Origin of the sequence: Orrella marina, from assembly GCF_003058465.1 — a bacterium.
In the GTDB taxonomy this organism is placed as follows: Bacteria; Pseudomonadota; Gammaproteobacteria; order Burkholderiales; family Burkholderiaceae_B; genus Algicoccus; species Algicoccus marinus.
In genome coordinates, this window is record NZ_CP028901.1 from 3,971,423 (window position 1) to 3,986,138 (window position 14,716).

General features: G+C 57.9%; 9 protein-coding genes. 6 read left to right on the forward strand and 3 right to left on the reverse strand.

Annotation, left to right across the window (positions count from 1 at the left end; all coding sequences use genetic code 11):
* Position 1: 1 nt before the first annotated feature.
* From DBV39_RS18095 to uvrA, 3 genes are read right to left on the reverse strand one after another with little or no spacing between them, the layout of a single operon-like run.
* Positions 2-682, reverse strand: coding sequence for an aminotransferase class IV (locus DBV39_RS18095; RefSeq protein ID WP_108622789.1), 681 nt, complete (start codon positions 680-682; stop codon positions 2-4).
* Entirely contained in the window at positions 672-1,889 is a 1,218-nt protein-coding gene (gene pabB, locus DBV39_RS18100; RefSeq protein ID WP_108622790.1) for an aminodeoxychorismate synthase component I, read from the reverse strand. The genes DBV39_RS18095 and pabB overlap by 11 nt, the downstream gene beginning before the upstream one ends.
* Positions 1,886-7,516 carry an excinuclease ABC subunit UvrA gene (uvrA, locus tag DBV39_RS18105; RefSeq protein WP_108622791.1) on the reverse strand — a complete coding sequence of 1,877 codons (5,631 nt, stop codon included), beginning with the start codon at positions 7,514-7,516 and terminating at the stop codon, positions 1,886-1,888. The genes pabB and uvrA overlap by 4 nt, the downstream gene beginning before the upstream one ends.
* Before the next feature lie 69 nt (positions 7,517-7,585).
* Between uvrA and DBV39_RS20360 the strand changes: the two genes are divergently transcribed.
* The 6 genes from DBV39_RS20360 (at position 7,586) to DBV39_RS18125 (ending at position 14,714) form a co-directional block, all read left to right on the forward strand.
* Positions 7,586-7,714 carry a hypothetical protein gene (locus DBV39_RS20360; protein WP_265416015.1) on the forward strand — a complete coding sequence of 43 codons (129 nt, stop codon included), beginning with the start codon at positions 7,586-7,588 and terminating at the stop codon, positions 7,712-7,714.
* Positions 7,715-8,383: 669 nt separating this feature from the next.
* Complete coding sequence (locus DBV39_RS18110; RefSeq protein WP_108622792.1) at positions 8,384-9,454, forward strand: TauD/TfdA family dioxygenase; 1,071 nt, start codon at positions 8,384-8,386, stop codon at positions 9,452-9,454.
* 105 nt (positions 9,455-9,559) lie between these two features.
* Positions 9,560-10,204, forward strand: a complete 645-nt coding sequence (locus tag DBV39_RS19620) for a hypothetical protein (RefSeq protein WP_159079029.1) — start codon at positions 9,560-9,562, stop codon at positions 10,202-10,204.
* 110 nt (positions 10,205-10,314) lie between these two features.
* Positions 10,315-11,817 (forward strand): protein adenylyltransferase SelO, encoded by a 1,503-nt coding sequence (locus DBV39_RS18115; protein WP_108622793.1) that lies wholly within the window; start codon positions 10,315-10,317, stop codon positions 11,815-11,817.
* A gap of 150 nt (positions 11,818-11,967) precedes the next feature.
* Positions 11,968-13,050, forward strand: a complete 1,083-nt coding sequence (locus DBV39_RS18120) for an ABC transporter ATP-binding protein (RefSeq protein WP_108622794.1) — start codon at positions 11,968-11,970, stop codon at positions 13,048-13,050.
* A complete protein-coding gene (locus DBV39_RS18125; RefSeq protein ID WP_108622795.1) occupies positions 13,047-14,714 on the forward strand; it encodes an ABC transporter permease in 1,668 nt (555 codons plus the stop codon). Before DBV39_RS18120 ends, DBV39_RS18125 begins: the two co-directional genes overlap by 4 nt.
* Positions 14,715-14,716 lie beyond the last annotated feature (2 nt).

Here is a 14,716-nt window from a genome sequence, read left to right on the forward strand (position 1 = left end):
TTCAGGATGCCTTCAGAGTCAGGTCGGGTCGGACATCAAACCAGCCACGAAGACCGTTTGACAGACGTACCGTGGCATCTGCCGTCAGGTATGAAACCGGCAGGATGGCTTGCCTGACCTGGCCCTCGTCGAGCAGCTTGCGGCGCCAGACCCCGGGCAGCAGGCCACTTGAAAGAGGAGGAGTCAGCCATTGACCATCGATTCTCAGGTAGACATTGCTGCGACTGCCTTCACAGAGTTCGCCCCGTTCGTTGCAGAACAGTACATCGAAGTAGTCCGGTCTGCGTTGCAGCCAGGCGGTTGCGCTGGTGTACCAGGGACGATGTGTAGTTTTGTGACGCAACCAGCCCTGCGAACTGTCGAGCGCATATGCGGACAGGACAACCCCCGGTTTGGAGGTCAGGGCTGGCTGGGGCGTGACGGTGACGGTGGCGCTCCCTGTGCTGCTCATTAAAAGCCGTACTCGCCAACCGGCATCTGCATCGGTTGAGCCTCGGGTATTGGCGTCACTGGTCTGTGCCTGGTCGATAGCTTTTCTGGCGATGCTGCATAGCGCAGACGGGTCGGGACAGACATACCCCAGTACCCGGGCTGACCCCTCAAGCCGTTGCATGTGCAGATCCCACAAGGCAATACGTCCTTGCGGGTCCGCAAGCATGGTCTCAATCAGTTCAGGTTTCACAATTCACGCCCAGGATTCTTGCCTTCCAGAAACATTCCTGCCATTCGTTCTCGGGGATAGAGTCGTAGACGATACCGCCTCCGACTCCGTAGACACCCTGGCCGTCGCGATCAATCACCAGCGTGCGAATGGCTACGTTCAGTGACATCCGGCCATCCGGTGCGAGCCAGCCGACACTGCCACAATAGACCCCGCGATCTCGCCTTTCAAGTCGTTTGATGTGGCGCATGGCAGCAATCTTGGGGGCGCCGGTGATGGACCCGCAGGGAAACAGAGCTTGCAGAGTCTCCAGCAGACTGCACCCAGGTTTGAGTTGCGCGCTGATGGTGGATGTCAGCGTCCAGACACTCGGATACGCTTCAAGCTCAAACAGCGGATCGACTGTGACACTGCCGGTTACCGCCAGACGGCCCAGATCGTTGCGCAACAGATCCACGATCATCAGGTTTTCTGCTCTGTCCTTGCTACTGTTGCGCAGACTCTCACCCATTGCCTGATCCGCTTTCACATCACCTTGCACACGCGGAGCCGTTCCTTTCATCGGTCGAGTGACAAGCATATTCCCTTCCCGATACACGAACAGCTCCGGGGAAAGCGACAGAATGGTTCTGCCTCGTTGCGGGTCTTCGATGTAGGCACAATGCCTGGCCTGGCTGGTCGCAGCGAGACAGTTGTACAAATCGAGCGTCGACCCGATTGTCTCGACATGAATCGGGAACGTTGCGTTGATCTGGTAAACCTCGCCGGCTGCGATCAGTGCACGGATCTCTTGAACCATACCGAGATAATCCGTTTCGGCGATACCGGTTCTGGCACGAACAATCTGCCCGGACACAGGCCTTGCCCGGGTGGTCTGATCCGCTGCAGTGGTGGCTACCGGGGTTTTCAGGGTGCCCGCCCGATCATTCATGGCTGCAATCGACCCTGTGCGGGAACGCTTGAATACCAGGGCAGTCAGTCGCTCTGCATTAACGTCCGCAGGCTGACTGCCATCAAGATCTGACTCGCCCTCTCTGATGGATGGTTCCAGCCATTGCCCAAACTCGTATTCGATGACCAGCGCGACCCAGTGCCCGCTGGCCTGAGCATGTTCGATACGAGCCAGTGAGTCCTGAATGTCTTCGGCGCGGGTAATGCCGATACGCTCGACAAATCCTTCCAGGGCGATTCGCGAGCCGTTCGCCCTGTCTTCAAACCAGCAGATCACGTAACCTTCTCCAGCAGCGGTCTGAGGGCATGTGAAGTGTGTGAGTCCGAATAGTCGCGAACAAGTGTTTCGGGCGATCCTTGTGCAACCAGCTGACCGCCCTCGGTTCCACCTTCCGGGCCAAGATCCAGCACCCAGTCCGCCTCGGCGATGACATCAAGATTGTGTTCGATGACCACAACCGTGTGCCCGGCCTCGACCAGGCGGTGCAGGACGTGTATCAGCTTTTCAACATCGGCCATCGAAAGCCCGACCGTCGGCTCGTCGAGCACGTAGAGCGTGTTCGGCGCACGGCTGGCCCGCACTGGCTGCCTCGATGCCTTGTTCACACGTGCCTTGGCCAGTTCGGTGACTAGCTTGATTCGTTGCGCTTCGCCTCCAGACAAGGTGGGGGAGGGCTGACCGAGCGTGAGATACCCTAGGCCCACGTCCTGCATCAGCTGTAACGGGTTGAGGACTTTGGGATGTACGGTGAAGTAATTCAACGCGTCATCGACCTCCATGTTGAGGACTTCGCCCACGTTCTTGCCGCGTAGCTGAACACTCAGTGTGTCGGGGTTAAAGCGCGCGGAGTCACAGGCATCACAAGGAACTTTGACGTCCGGCAGAAAGCTCATCTCGACAGTTCTCATTCCCTGGCCCTCGCAGACCGGACAACGTCCGTCTCCGGAATTAAACGAGAAACGGCTGGATTTCCAGCCCCGCATACGAGCTTCCTGTGTCTCTGAAAACTGCTTGCGGATCTCGTCCCAGAAACCGATATAGGTGGCTGGGCATGAGCGCGGTGTTTTGCCGATGGGGGTCTGGTCAACCTCGAGAACCCGCTCGACCGCATCCCAGCCACTGACTCGCTCACAACCCGTCCATTGCGGCTTGCCGTCCGGTGCGCCGAGTGCGCGAGACAGATTGGTCAGCAGCACGTCACGTGCCAAAGTGGACTTGCCTGAACCGGAGACGCCGGTCACGACGGTCAGTCGTCCAAGTGGCACCCTGGCATTCACATGACGCAGGTTGTGTAGACAGGCTCCCTGGATTTCGATCCACGAAGCGGCGTTATCGACTGGGCGTCTGGGTTCGATCGGATGACGCAGGGGATCTCGAAGATAACGGCCTGTGACTGAGTCCGGGCTCGCCTTGATGTCCTCCAGGGTGCCCTGCGCTACGACCTGTCCGCCTCGCACGCCCGCACCGGGTCCGATGTCGATGATGTGTTCAGCGCGACTGATCGTGTCGTCGTCGTGTTCGACCACCACTAGCGTGTTGCCATTGTTCTGCAGGCGCTGCAGGGCGTTGAGCAGGATACGGTTGTCACGTGGATGCAGCCCGATGGTGGGTTCATCGAGCACATAGCAGACGCCCTGCAAGTTGGAGCCGAGCTGGGCCGCCAGCCTGATGCGCTGGGCCTCACCGCCGGATAACGTGGGGGCGGCCCGGTCTAGCGCCAGATATCCAAGCCCCACCTCATGCATGAAACTCAGCCGTGCCTGGATCTCGCTCAGAATGTCACGTGCGATCTGCGCGTCTCTGCCCGTTAGCCCCAGGCCCGTGAAGAAGACTTGAGCCTCGCGAACTGACATTTGTGCCAGCTGCGCGATTGAATAATCGCGCCATCGCACCGCCCGGGAGACCGGGTTGAGCCGGGTGCCATGACAGCTGTCGCAGATTTGCAGTTCGTCGCTCTGTCTTTCGTTCCAGATGGTCTCCTCACCCGATTGGTCCGCATCGAAGCCACTGAGTCGGACACCTGTCCCGAAGCAGCTCTGACACCAGCCGTGCTTGGAATTGTAGGAGAACATCCGTGGATCAGGTTCCGGGAAGCTCTGGCCGCAGCCCGGGCACGCGCGTCGGGTCGAGAACGGCTTCTGGTTCAGAGTGGCCTGCAGATCGGTCTTGATTCGATCTAGCGGCCACAGGATCGAGACTGTGCCTTGTCCGTGATGTAGCGCGGTGTCGAGGGCGTCCCGCAAAGCGGCTTCGTTGTTCTTGTCCACGATCAGGTCAGCGACTGGCAACTCGATTGTGTGTTCCTTGTACCGGTCGAGCCGGGGCCATGGATCCGTTGCAATGAACTCGTTGTCCACCCGCAGGTGAGTGTGCCCTTTTCCCTGTGCCCATTTGGCCAGATCGGTGTAGTAGCCTTTGCGCGCAGTGACCAGCGGGGCGATCACGCCAATGTGTTCGCCGTGATGTTCACGCAGGACCTGCGCTGCGATCTGGTCGGCACTCTGGGGCTCAACCGGGACTTGGCACTGCGGGCAATACTGGGTGCCGAGCTTCATGTATAGCAGCCGCAGAAAGTGGTGGATTTCTGTCATGGTTGCAACGGTGGATTTTCTGCCGCCGCGACTGGTCCGCTGCTCGATGGCCACGGTCGGTGCGATGCCGTAAATGGCATCGACGTCCGGCTTGCCTGCTGGCTGCACGATGGCCCGCGCGTAGGCATTGATGGATTCCAGATAGCGTCGCTGGCCTTCGTTGAACAGGATGTCGAAAGCCAGTGTGGACTTGCCTGAGCCTGAGACACCAGTGATCACGGTGAACTTGCCGTGCGGAATGCTGACACTGATGTTGCGCAGATTGTGCTCGCGTGCGTGCAGGATATCGATGCTGGAAACTCCCGCACGGTCGCGCCTGACAAGGTTCTGCAGTGGTGTGCCACATGCGTTGCTGTCAGATGCAGATCTGCCAGATGATGGATTGAGCATGGTGCTCGGCTGCCCGGTCACGATCTGCTGTCGGTACTCGCGCAAAGCGCGTGCGGTGTGGGACGATGCGTGTGTGGCGAGTTCATCCGCAGAGCCTTGCGCCACGATCTCACCGCCCGCTGCACCTGCCTCCGGGCCCAGATCAATGATCCAGTCCGATGCCGCGATCACATCCAGATTGTGCTCGATGATCAGCAGTGAGTGGCCTGCACCCAGAAGCTTTCTGAATGCGCGCATCAGTCGCGCCACATCATCAAAATGCAGCCCGGTTGTGGGTTCGTCAAACAGGAAAAGATTGGCTTTTTGTGCCAGTGGCTGTTTGCTGCCCTTGCGCGAAGCCTGGGCCAGATGGCCCGCAAGCTTCAGGCGCTGCGCCTCGCCACCGGACAGGGTGGGGATGGGTTGGCCGAGCTTGACGTACTCCAGTCCGACATCAGCTAGCGGCGCAAGAGAGACCTGCACATCTCGTAGTCCCTTGAAAAATTCGATCGCCTGGCTCACGGTCATGTCCAGTACTTCGTCAATCGAGGCACTGCGCTGCAGGTGCTCGATACGCACCTCCCGGATCTCGGGACGGAACCGTTTGCCATCGCAATCCGGGCAGCGCAGATAGACGTCTGACAGGAACTGCATCTCGACGTGTTCAAATCCGGTTCCTAAGCAGGTCGGGCAGCGTCCATCGCCACTGTTGAAACTGAAGGTGCCGGCCGTGTACTGGCGCTCGCGTGCCATCGGGGCTTGAGCAAACAGCTTGCGGATGGCATCAAATGCGCCAACATAACTGGCCGGGTTGGATCGGGCCGTCTTGCCGATGGGAGACTGATCCACCATCACCACGTCAGCGATCTGGTCTGCGCCCAGCAGATGCCGGTATGAACCAGGGGACTCGGTGGGTTTCCCAAAGTGCTTCAATAGCGCCGGGTACAGAACATTCTCGATCAACGTCGACTTGCCCGACCCGGAGACGCCTGTGACGCACACCAGACGTGCGAGCGGAATATGAACATCGACGTTCTTAAGATTGTGGGCGTTGACCCCCTCAAGCAGCAAACGCGGCGTGCGGTCGGTAACTGCCAGTGGTCTGGGTGCCTCGATGTGCAGACGTGCGCCGAGATAGTTGCCGGTGAGTGTGTCAGCTTGCCGCAGTGCCTGCGCAGTGCCATCAAACACGATCTGGCCGCCACGCTCGCCGGGTCCTGGCCCCATGTCCATGATCCTGTCTGCTGCCACCATCACTTGTGGGTCGTGTTCGACTACCACCAGTGTGTTTCCCGCATCCCGCAGGCGATGCATGACTTCGACAACGCGATGCATATCTCTGGGGTGCAGCCCGATTGACGGTTCATCCAGGACAAACAGTGTGTTGACCAGCGAGGTTCCCAGGGCGGTGGTCAGATTGATTCGCTGGACCTCACCGCCTGACAATGTGCGGCTCTGGCGGTCCAGTGTCAGGTATCCCAGTCCGACGTCGCAAAGAAACTTCAATCGGGTCGAGACCTCCTTCAGGACCAGGTCCATGGCAGCGTCCATGATCTGATCAGGAAAGGTGAGGGTTCCAAACCATGATCTCAGATCGCCAATCGGCATGCCCATGAGATCGTGAATGTTGTAGCCGGGTAGACGGGTCCCTGTGTGACTCACTTGTCCCAGGCGCCATAGCAAGGCGTCAGGCTTGAGACGGGCACCCTGACAGTCCGGGCAGGGCGTGTAGCTGCGGTACTTCGAGAGCAACACCCGGACGTGCATCTTGTACGCCCTGGTTTCCAGCCATTCGAAGAACCGGTTAACGCCATACCATTGTGTCTGCCACGCTTTGTTGCCACCACTCCATCGAGGATCTCCTGCAAGGACCCAGTGACGGTGCTCGTGCGGCAAGTCGCACCAGCGTGTGTTCAGGCTTACGCCTTGCCTTCTGGCAAACTTCTCCAGATCTTGCTGGCATTCCTTGAAGCTCGGTGTCTGCCAGGGCTTGATTGCTCCCTCGCCCAATGTCCTGGATTCATCGGGAATCACCAGCCCCAGGTCGATGCCAATGACGCGACCGAACCCGCGACAGGTGTTGCATGCGCCAAGCGGCGAGTTGAACGAGAAGCTGCTGGGTACCGCAGTTGAATAGGACATGTCGCAGTCCGCGCAATGCAGGCGGCTGCTAAAGCGCCAGACCGCCTGGTCCTGACCTTCCTCCCCCATGGCATGCACGCTCATCAGACCCTGGCCCATGCGCAGAGCTGTTTCGATCGCTTCCGTGACTCGCGATGGCTCGGCGTTTGCCAGCCGGAACCGGTCCTGCACGACATCCAGGATTTTTCGGGCGTCTTGCCGGGTCTTGTGGGTCTTGACTTTGGCTTCAGGCGTGACAGGTACTGGAGTCGATGCGTGAATTCTCGTATACCCCTGTGCCTGCAGGAATGACTCGACTTCTTCTTCCGTGAAGTTGGCCGGCACCTCGATTCTGAACGTGAGCACCAGCCGCGGGTCTTGCAGCGCCTGACAGCGTGCCCCAAGCTTGTCCAGGATCGATGAAGGATTGTCCCTGTGAACAGGTTTGCCGCATCCGCGGCAATAGAGCGTGGCGGCGCGCGCAAACAAGAGCTTGAGGTGATCGTTGACCTCGGTCATGGTGCCGACGGTGCTGCGCGAATTACGTACCGGATTGGTCTGGTCGATGGCAATAGCCGGCAGGATGCCCTCGATACGATCGACCTGAGGCTTGTCCATACGATCCAGGAACTGGCGTGCGTAAGGAGAAAAGGTCTCGACGTAGCGTCGCTGGCCTTCGGCGTAGAGTGTGTCAAACGCCAGCGAGCTCTTGCCGGAGCCGGAAACGCCCGTGATGACCGTCAGCTCCCCGGTTTTGATGCTGACATCAAGGTTCTTCAGGTTGTTCTGTCGGACGCCGAACAGGTCAATCGATGGTTTCATAAAAAGGTACAAGTCGCAGAGGTGGGACGAAATGAAGTACTATAGCGGTCTTCTGATTGGAGAATTCAAATGGCTGAACGTAAACGTGTGCGTCGCAATACGCTCGAGCGCCGTTGTCTGGGCAAGGCTTTCAAGCGTCTTTTTGTCAACTCGCCCAAGGGTGTGTTCAAGATGCTGGAGAAGGTCAAGCGCGCCTGATCGTGCGTTGATCTTCGCTGGGCATGGGATCTGGCATCCAGGACCTGTGTGAGCACAGGTATCTGATGTGATTCTTTCATGCGAAAGCCAGCTCTGGCACAAACGCCAGGATTTAGCGGGATAGAATGCGCCGAGTGAACAACCGGTGTTGCGCACTTGGTAGTAACAGTGTCGTGTTCCATCTAACGTTGATTCCAGGCGTGGCGCCAATCTTTGTTGCCGACTCATTTTGCTGCTTTGTGGCATGACGAGTCGGCAATTTCTTTGGTGGGGGCGTTCTGGTCCGATTACCTCGGCCGTGTACGGCGCCCGCGGTGCGACGTAAAGTTTCGGGGTGTCGTTGCGTGGCATGCTTGAGAGTGGGGCGCTGCAAAGTATCAGAACGCATTGTTCATTACGTCGACCTCAAACAGCCGTAGTAACCCTGATCGACCGAGGGTCCGTTTCAGCCGCTGTTCCCAGGCTTCCTGATAGCGTGTCGTTCTGGCCACGCCTTTGCACGGCAGTTGCGGATCGCTCGCCGACTCAGTGCCCTGGGTGTCTCTTATACGTCCAGACTCGATCGACTGTCCCGTTGTGGCTGTCAAATCTGACTGGATCGGATCGGGGCAGATCGGTCATACTGAGTGCGTAATGGTTTGTCAAATTATTCGCGAACAGGAGTAACCGATGGCTGAATCATCCACCAGCGCTACCAGACCAGAGCAGATCGCCGGACCAAGTGCCTGGCTCGGCCCGCAGATGACCGACCAGACAGACTGGATTCATGAACTTGATGCGGCAGATGTGCAGGAGATCCTGTCAGCGATTCAGGTGTTTCGGGCGGGTGAGCACGCGTTTGACGAAATCAGCCCGCAAACCTTTGTGCTGGACTCACTCGGAGACAAGCTTCGACGGATTCTGAATGAGGTGCAGCATGGGCGCGGATTTGTCCTGATCCGTGGGTTTCCGGTCGATCAGCTGGATCAGGAGGGCTGTGCAATCGGTTACCTTGGCATGGGTTCCTATCTGGGTGCATTCCGGTCACAGAATGCAAAGGGCCATTTGCTTGGCCACGTACGTGACATCGGACGAGACATCCGGGACGCCAACACGCGTTACTACCAGACCAATCGGGCGCTTGAATATCATACGGATTCGTGTGACATCGTTGGGTTGCTGTCACTGCGCACAGCGCGCGCGGGCGGCGACAGTCGCCTGGTCAGCTCGGTTTCGATCTATAACGAAATGATGCGTACCCGTCCGGATTTGGCACAGGTGCTGTTCAATGCTTTTCCGACCGATCGCCGTGGCGAGGTTCCGCCAGGGATGCTGCCCTGGTTCGAGTTGCCTGTTTTTAACTGGTACGGCGGGTTGCTTACAACCATTTACTCCGGTCAGTACATCCGTAGCGCGCAGGAGAACTTCCCGCAAGCCCGACGTCTGACTGCGCTAGAGCGCGAGGCGCTGGCCTACATGGATACACTGGCTAATGATCCTGCCCTGAACATGTCGATGGCTTTCCGGCCTGGCGACATCCAGTTCATTCATAATCATCAGATTCTTCACGCGCGGTCTGATTTCGAGGACTGGCCAGAGCCGGAACGCAAACGCCATCTGTTCCGTCTCTGGCTTGCCCCAGGCGACGGCAGACCGCTGCCTCCCGAGTTTGCGCAACGCTACGGCAGTGTCGAGCCAGGCAACCGGGGTGGGATTGTGGTGCAGGGAACGCGGTTGAACATTTCGCTTGATCCGGTTTGAGAGCAGTCGCAGACCGTTAGACCCGGCGATGTGACCAACTGTGAGCGCAAGCCCCTGACTGTAGTCATGGGGTGAGCGGATGGTTTTATTGTTATTTGAGACTGGTTGAGTATCATCGCTGCATGTCTGAGTATTGCATCCGCTACTAGTCCAGCAATAAGGTGGTGTATTCCTGTAACTACCACGTCGTTTGGTGTCCAGAGTATCGCCGCGTTCAGTGATCGCCTCGGTGCCCACGAAACCCGGAAGATCGGCACGCGGGTCTGGAAAGCGGTCTCCGAATACGCCTTTGGCACTGACGGCCGTTCGCGCTTCAGGGACCAGAACCGCCCGCTGCATTTCGTCGAAGGCAAGAATAACGTCGCTGGCAACCGCTGGAATCGAGATACTGGTTGCGTCACCTGGGGCAAGCTGGTGCTGCCGGCTCGACTGCCTTCAAAACAGCAGGATTCTTACCTGCACGAAGCCATGAGGTCGAGCACCAGGTACTGCCGCCTGGTTTGGCGCATCGAGAACGGACAGCGTCGCTGGTTCGTGCAGCGGGATTGCTATAGCGCCTTACTGGCAAAGCACGCCACGCAAGACGGGCACAGTCCGTCCCGGCTCGCAAAGGGCTGGGCGGTTGCGCAACCGCTACCAGAACGCGCGGGAAAGAAGGTTTGTGCAAGGTCCCGGCCGGGATGCTGTACGTCGCCAGACGGAGAGCCCGGATACCCCTCGCACGCATGTCTTCAGAACCCGTGGATTTAGCCATGGGGTGGTTCAGAAGCCATTGACACCGCTCCGGTTTTTCGGCCACGTGTACAGCCGGTCATGCACAATAAGCGGACTCTCCTCGAATTGCAAAGGACATTGCCGGCATGACTCATCTGAACTGGCGGTTTGATCACAGCTATGCACAACTGCCTGACATCTTCCATGTCGGGCAGTCACCAAAACAGGTGCATCACCCGCGTCTGCTTGTCTTGAATCGGTCACTGGCGAAATGTCTTGGTCTGGAGACTGGCGCACTGGATGAAGAATCACTGGCCAGAATATTCAGTGGTCAGGATCTGCCGCCGGATGCCAGACCTATCGCGCAGGCTTACGCGGGACATCAGTTTGGCCATTTCACGATGCTTGGGGATGGTCGGGCGCTTCTGCTGGGTGAACATCTGGCGCCCGATGGCAGGCGATTCGACATCCAGTTCAAGGGTTCGGGCCCTACGCCGTTTTCCAGACGAGGTGATGGACTGGCAGCTGTCGGGCCCATGCTGCGGGAGTATCTGGTGAGCGAGGCCATGCATGGCCTTGGTGTGCCCACGACCCGGGCTCTGGCAGTTGTGGCAACGGGTGACCGGGTCTGGCGAGAAGAGGTCCTGGACGGTGCGATCCTGACCCGTGTGGCGTCTAGCCATTTACGCGTGGGAACTTTCCAGTACGCGGCGGCAAGACAGGACCCAGAGGCACTTGCTGCACTCATTCAGTATGCTCTGTCCCGACACGATCCGGAGTTGGCTCAAGCCGATAATCCCGCTTTGGCGCTGCTCGAGTCGGTGACTCGCCGTCAGGCCAGACTGATCGCACAATGGATGCGAGTTGGCTTTGTTCATGGGGTAATGAACACTGACAACATGACCATTTCTGGCGAAACCATCGACTACGGGCCTTGTGCCTTCATGGATGTGTTTGACCCCAAGACCGTGTTCAGTTCGATCGATCACGCAGGGCGTTATTCCTACCAGAACCAGCCAGCGATGGCACAGTGGAATCTGGCCCGACTGGCCGAAGCCTTGTTGTCGCAAATTGATGCGGATCCAGACAAGGCGGTCAGCAAGGCCGAGAAAGTCGTTCACGGGTTCAAGCCACTTTATCTGGATGCCTTGCGCGAGGTGATGGCAGCCAAGCTCGGTCTGGCGTCGCTCGGTGAGAATGAGTCAATTGCAGATGACCTGCTGGAGGTCATGCTCGCAGACAAGGTCGACTACACACTGACGTTTGCGCGCCTCACGAGCGCGGTACGTAACAAGGAGCAGACTCCTGTTCAAGAGCGAACAGCAACGACGGATAGTATTCTGAGCGACTTTGAGCGTCCGAGTCCGGCCATGTCGGATTGGGCGGATCGCTGGCAGGCCCGGCTTGAATCTCAGCCTGGCGGATATGGCAGCGCACTGCCACGCATGCAGAAGGCCAATCCGCTTTACATTCCCAGGAATCATCTGGTGGAGGATGTACTTGAGCAGGCTACACGCAAGCGGGACTTCGAGCCCTTGCTGGCGTTTCTCGCCGTTTTGCAGGATCCTTACACAGAGCACGAAGGGTGCGAAGCCTACGCTGAGCCCGGTGCACGAGAAGAGCCATTTGTAACGTTTTGCGGGACCTGAAGGCAAAGGGCTAATGCCGGTAACTAAGTAGATATTGGTGATGTGCCGGGCAACAAGTCGTGCAGGTGGAATAATGGTACTTTATGACACGTAACAAATGTGTCATACCGTTTCGGATCGCTTCAACTCCATTCCACCCTCGCATCTCTCATGGCCGATATCACTCTGGATCGTGTGCGCAAGCAATATGGCAGCGTCACGATTATCGACGACCTCTCGCTCAAAGTTCAGCACGGAGAATTTTTCACACTTCTCGGGCCTAGTGGCTGTGGCAAGACCACGCTGTTGCGCATGATCGCCGGCTTTATCCAGCCAACTGCGGGCAGGGTGCTGATCGGTGACGAGGATGTCACGCATCTTCCTGCCCATAAGCGGGAGACGGGTATGGTGTTCCAGGACTACGCCCTGTTTCCGGACAAGACCGTGTTTGACAATGTCGCGTATGGCCTCAGAGTTCGACGTGTGTCTCGCCAGCAGATTGAGGAGCGTGTGGCGCGTATTCTGGACCGCGTTGAGCTTGGTCATCTGCCGAAACGCTATCCGGGAGAGCTTTCTGGCGGGCAGCGTCAGCGGGTGGCACTCGCCCGGGCACTGGTGATCGAACCGCGCATCTTGCTGATGGATGAGCCGCTGTCGAACCTGGACGCCAAACTCCGGATCCAGATGCGCGACGTCATCCGCGAGTTGCAACAGGAACTTCAGATCACGACAGTTTTTGTGACGCACGACCAGGAAGAAGCATTGTCGATGTCTGACCGGATCGCGCTGCTCAAAGGAGGACGGATCGATCAGCTCGATGTCCCCGAGGTGCTTTATGGCGAACCGCTTTCAGCTTATGCCGCTGATTTCATTGGTGCAGCCAATCTGATCAATATCCAGACCATCGAGTCAGATGGTGATGCCTGTCGAGTGACGATTCCAGGAGGGACGGTGCGAGTCAGTGGGCCTTTCCGGCAGGACAAGGTCTGTCTGGCGGTTCGTCCGGAGCATGTACGGATGACATCCGGTAATGATGATCAGCTTGCTGCTGACGCTGGTAGCGTGGCGGCGACAGTCGTGTTTCGCCGCTATCTTGGGTTCAAAGTGACGTACTGTCTGCGGCTTGCTGACGGATCGACCATCAATGCGGACCTGCCAGCATCGCAGGATCCCCGGTGTGAGTCGGGTCGCGACGTGCAGGTGAGTTTTGGGGGGAGCGCGCGTCTGGTGACTGCCATGGAGCAGTCGGCATGATCGGAAGGTTGCCGCCAGACCGTGCGCCCTGGGTTGTTCCTGCCCTGCTGGCGTTGGTTGTACTTGTGTTTTTTGTGGTGTGGCCACTGGCCTCGCTGATGTTTCGTAGTGTCACGGATTTCTATACCGGTGCCTTCTCGCTTGACGGGTTCAGGACATTCTTTGACGATCCACTCTATCTGGACGCGTTTTTCAATACCGTCAAGCTGGGTGTGATGGCGTCGATTGGCAGCATGCTGATCGGTGCACCACTGGCGTATGTGGTCACGCGCTATGAGTTCCCGGGCAAGGGCGTGGTTGCCATTCTTCCTCTGGCCACCATCGTTGTACCCGATATTGTTGTCTCTCAGGCCTGGCTGATGATGCTGGGCAACAATGGATTGCTCAGGAACGCACTGTCATTTGTCGGTATAGAGCTGCCATCCTTCTATGGATGGTTCGGTATGACCTACACCATGATCCTGAACGACTACACCTATGCCTATATTGGCATGCTGGCAGCACTCAAGGCGATTGATGGAACCATCGAGGAAGCAGCGACCAATCTGGGCGCGAGTGATTTCAGACGTTTGCTGACTGTCACGCTGCCTGTGCTTGCACCGGCCATCCTGATCAATACCATGGTGGTCTTCACGCTGGCGGTTGATAACTTCTCTATCCCGATGATCCTGGGGGGGCGTGTCGACGTGCTGTCATCCCTGACATACATCACATTCCTGTCCGAGATGGGAGGTGACCCCAAGATGCAGAGTGTGCTCGCCGTGGTGTCAGTGGTGTTGGTCGGTGTGGTGCTGTTTGTGCAGAAGGTGATTGTCGAACGCAAGACTTACCAGATGCAACAAGGACGTGCACCGGGGCCGATCCGGGCGCAGGGCACCATGGCGGTCATTCTGACTACGCTGGTGTTACTGTTTGTCGCCATTTCGATGATTCCTGCGATGGTTGTGCTCGTCGGTGCTTTCACTGAGTCGAATGGCCCCGTGATGAACTACGGCACCTTCACGCTCGACAATCTGGATCGGGCTATTCGACAGGCGCCTGGACCGATTCTGAACTCGCTGACGCTGGCCAGCATTGCAGCGGTTGCCGGTACGGCTTTTGCATCCTTCGTCAGCTATCTGATAGTCAAGAAACGTATGTTTGTGGTGTCGATCCTGGACTACGTGGTCATGTTGCCACTGGCCATCTCCGGAACGGTTCTGGGTATTGCGCTGATCCAGACGTACAACTCGGGATTCATCGTTCTGACGGGTACCTGGTTGATCATGGCGGCGGCCTACTTTGTTCGCAAGGTGCCGTTTTCGATCCGGTCTGCATCGGGTTCGCTCTATAGCATCCCGGACTCAATCGAGGAGGCGTCGATCAACCTGGGGGTGTCACCCCTGATGAGTTTCTTCAAAGTGATTCTGCCTATCATGAAGCCCGCCATTCTTGCGGCTGCCATTCTGATGTGGGTGACGTCGCTGTCCGAGATTTCCGCCACGATCGTGCTGTATTTTGGCGGGATGGAAACCATGCCGATCGAGATGTATCGCCAGATTGATGCCGGTTACCTCGCACGTGCGTCGGCCTATGGCGTGATTTTGATGTTCATCATTCTGGTACCGGTCTACCTGGCTATCCGGTTCCTCAAGCTCGATTTGTTCTCGGTGCGCGGTCACTGAGT

Bases quoted from the DNA above. Each gene is read 5' to 3' on its own strand.
- DBV39_RS18115 (WP_108622793.1), top strand. From the start codon at position 10,315: ATGACTCATCTGAACTGGCGGTTTGATCACAGCTATGCACAACTGCCT.
- DBV39_RS18120 (WP_108622794.1), top strand. From the start codon at position 11,968: ATGGCCGATATCACTCTGGATCGTGTGCGCAAGCAATATGGCAGCGTC.
- uvrA (WP_108622791.1), bottom strand. From the start codon at position 7,516: ATGAAACCATCGATTGACCTGTTCGGCGTCCGACAGAACAACCTGAAG.
- DBV39_RS18125 (WP_108622795.1), top strand. From the start codon at position 13,047: ATGATCGGAAGGTTGCCGCCAGACCGTGCGCCCTGGGTTGTTCCTGCC.
- DBV39_RS18110 (WP_108622792.1), top strand. From the start codon at position 8,384: ATGGCTGAATCATCCACCAGCGCTACCAGACCAGAGCAGATCGCCGGA.
- DBV39_RS20360 (WP_265416015.1), top strand. From the start codon at position 7,586: ATGGCTGAACGTAAACGTGTGCGTCGCAATACGCTCGAGCGCCGTTGT.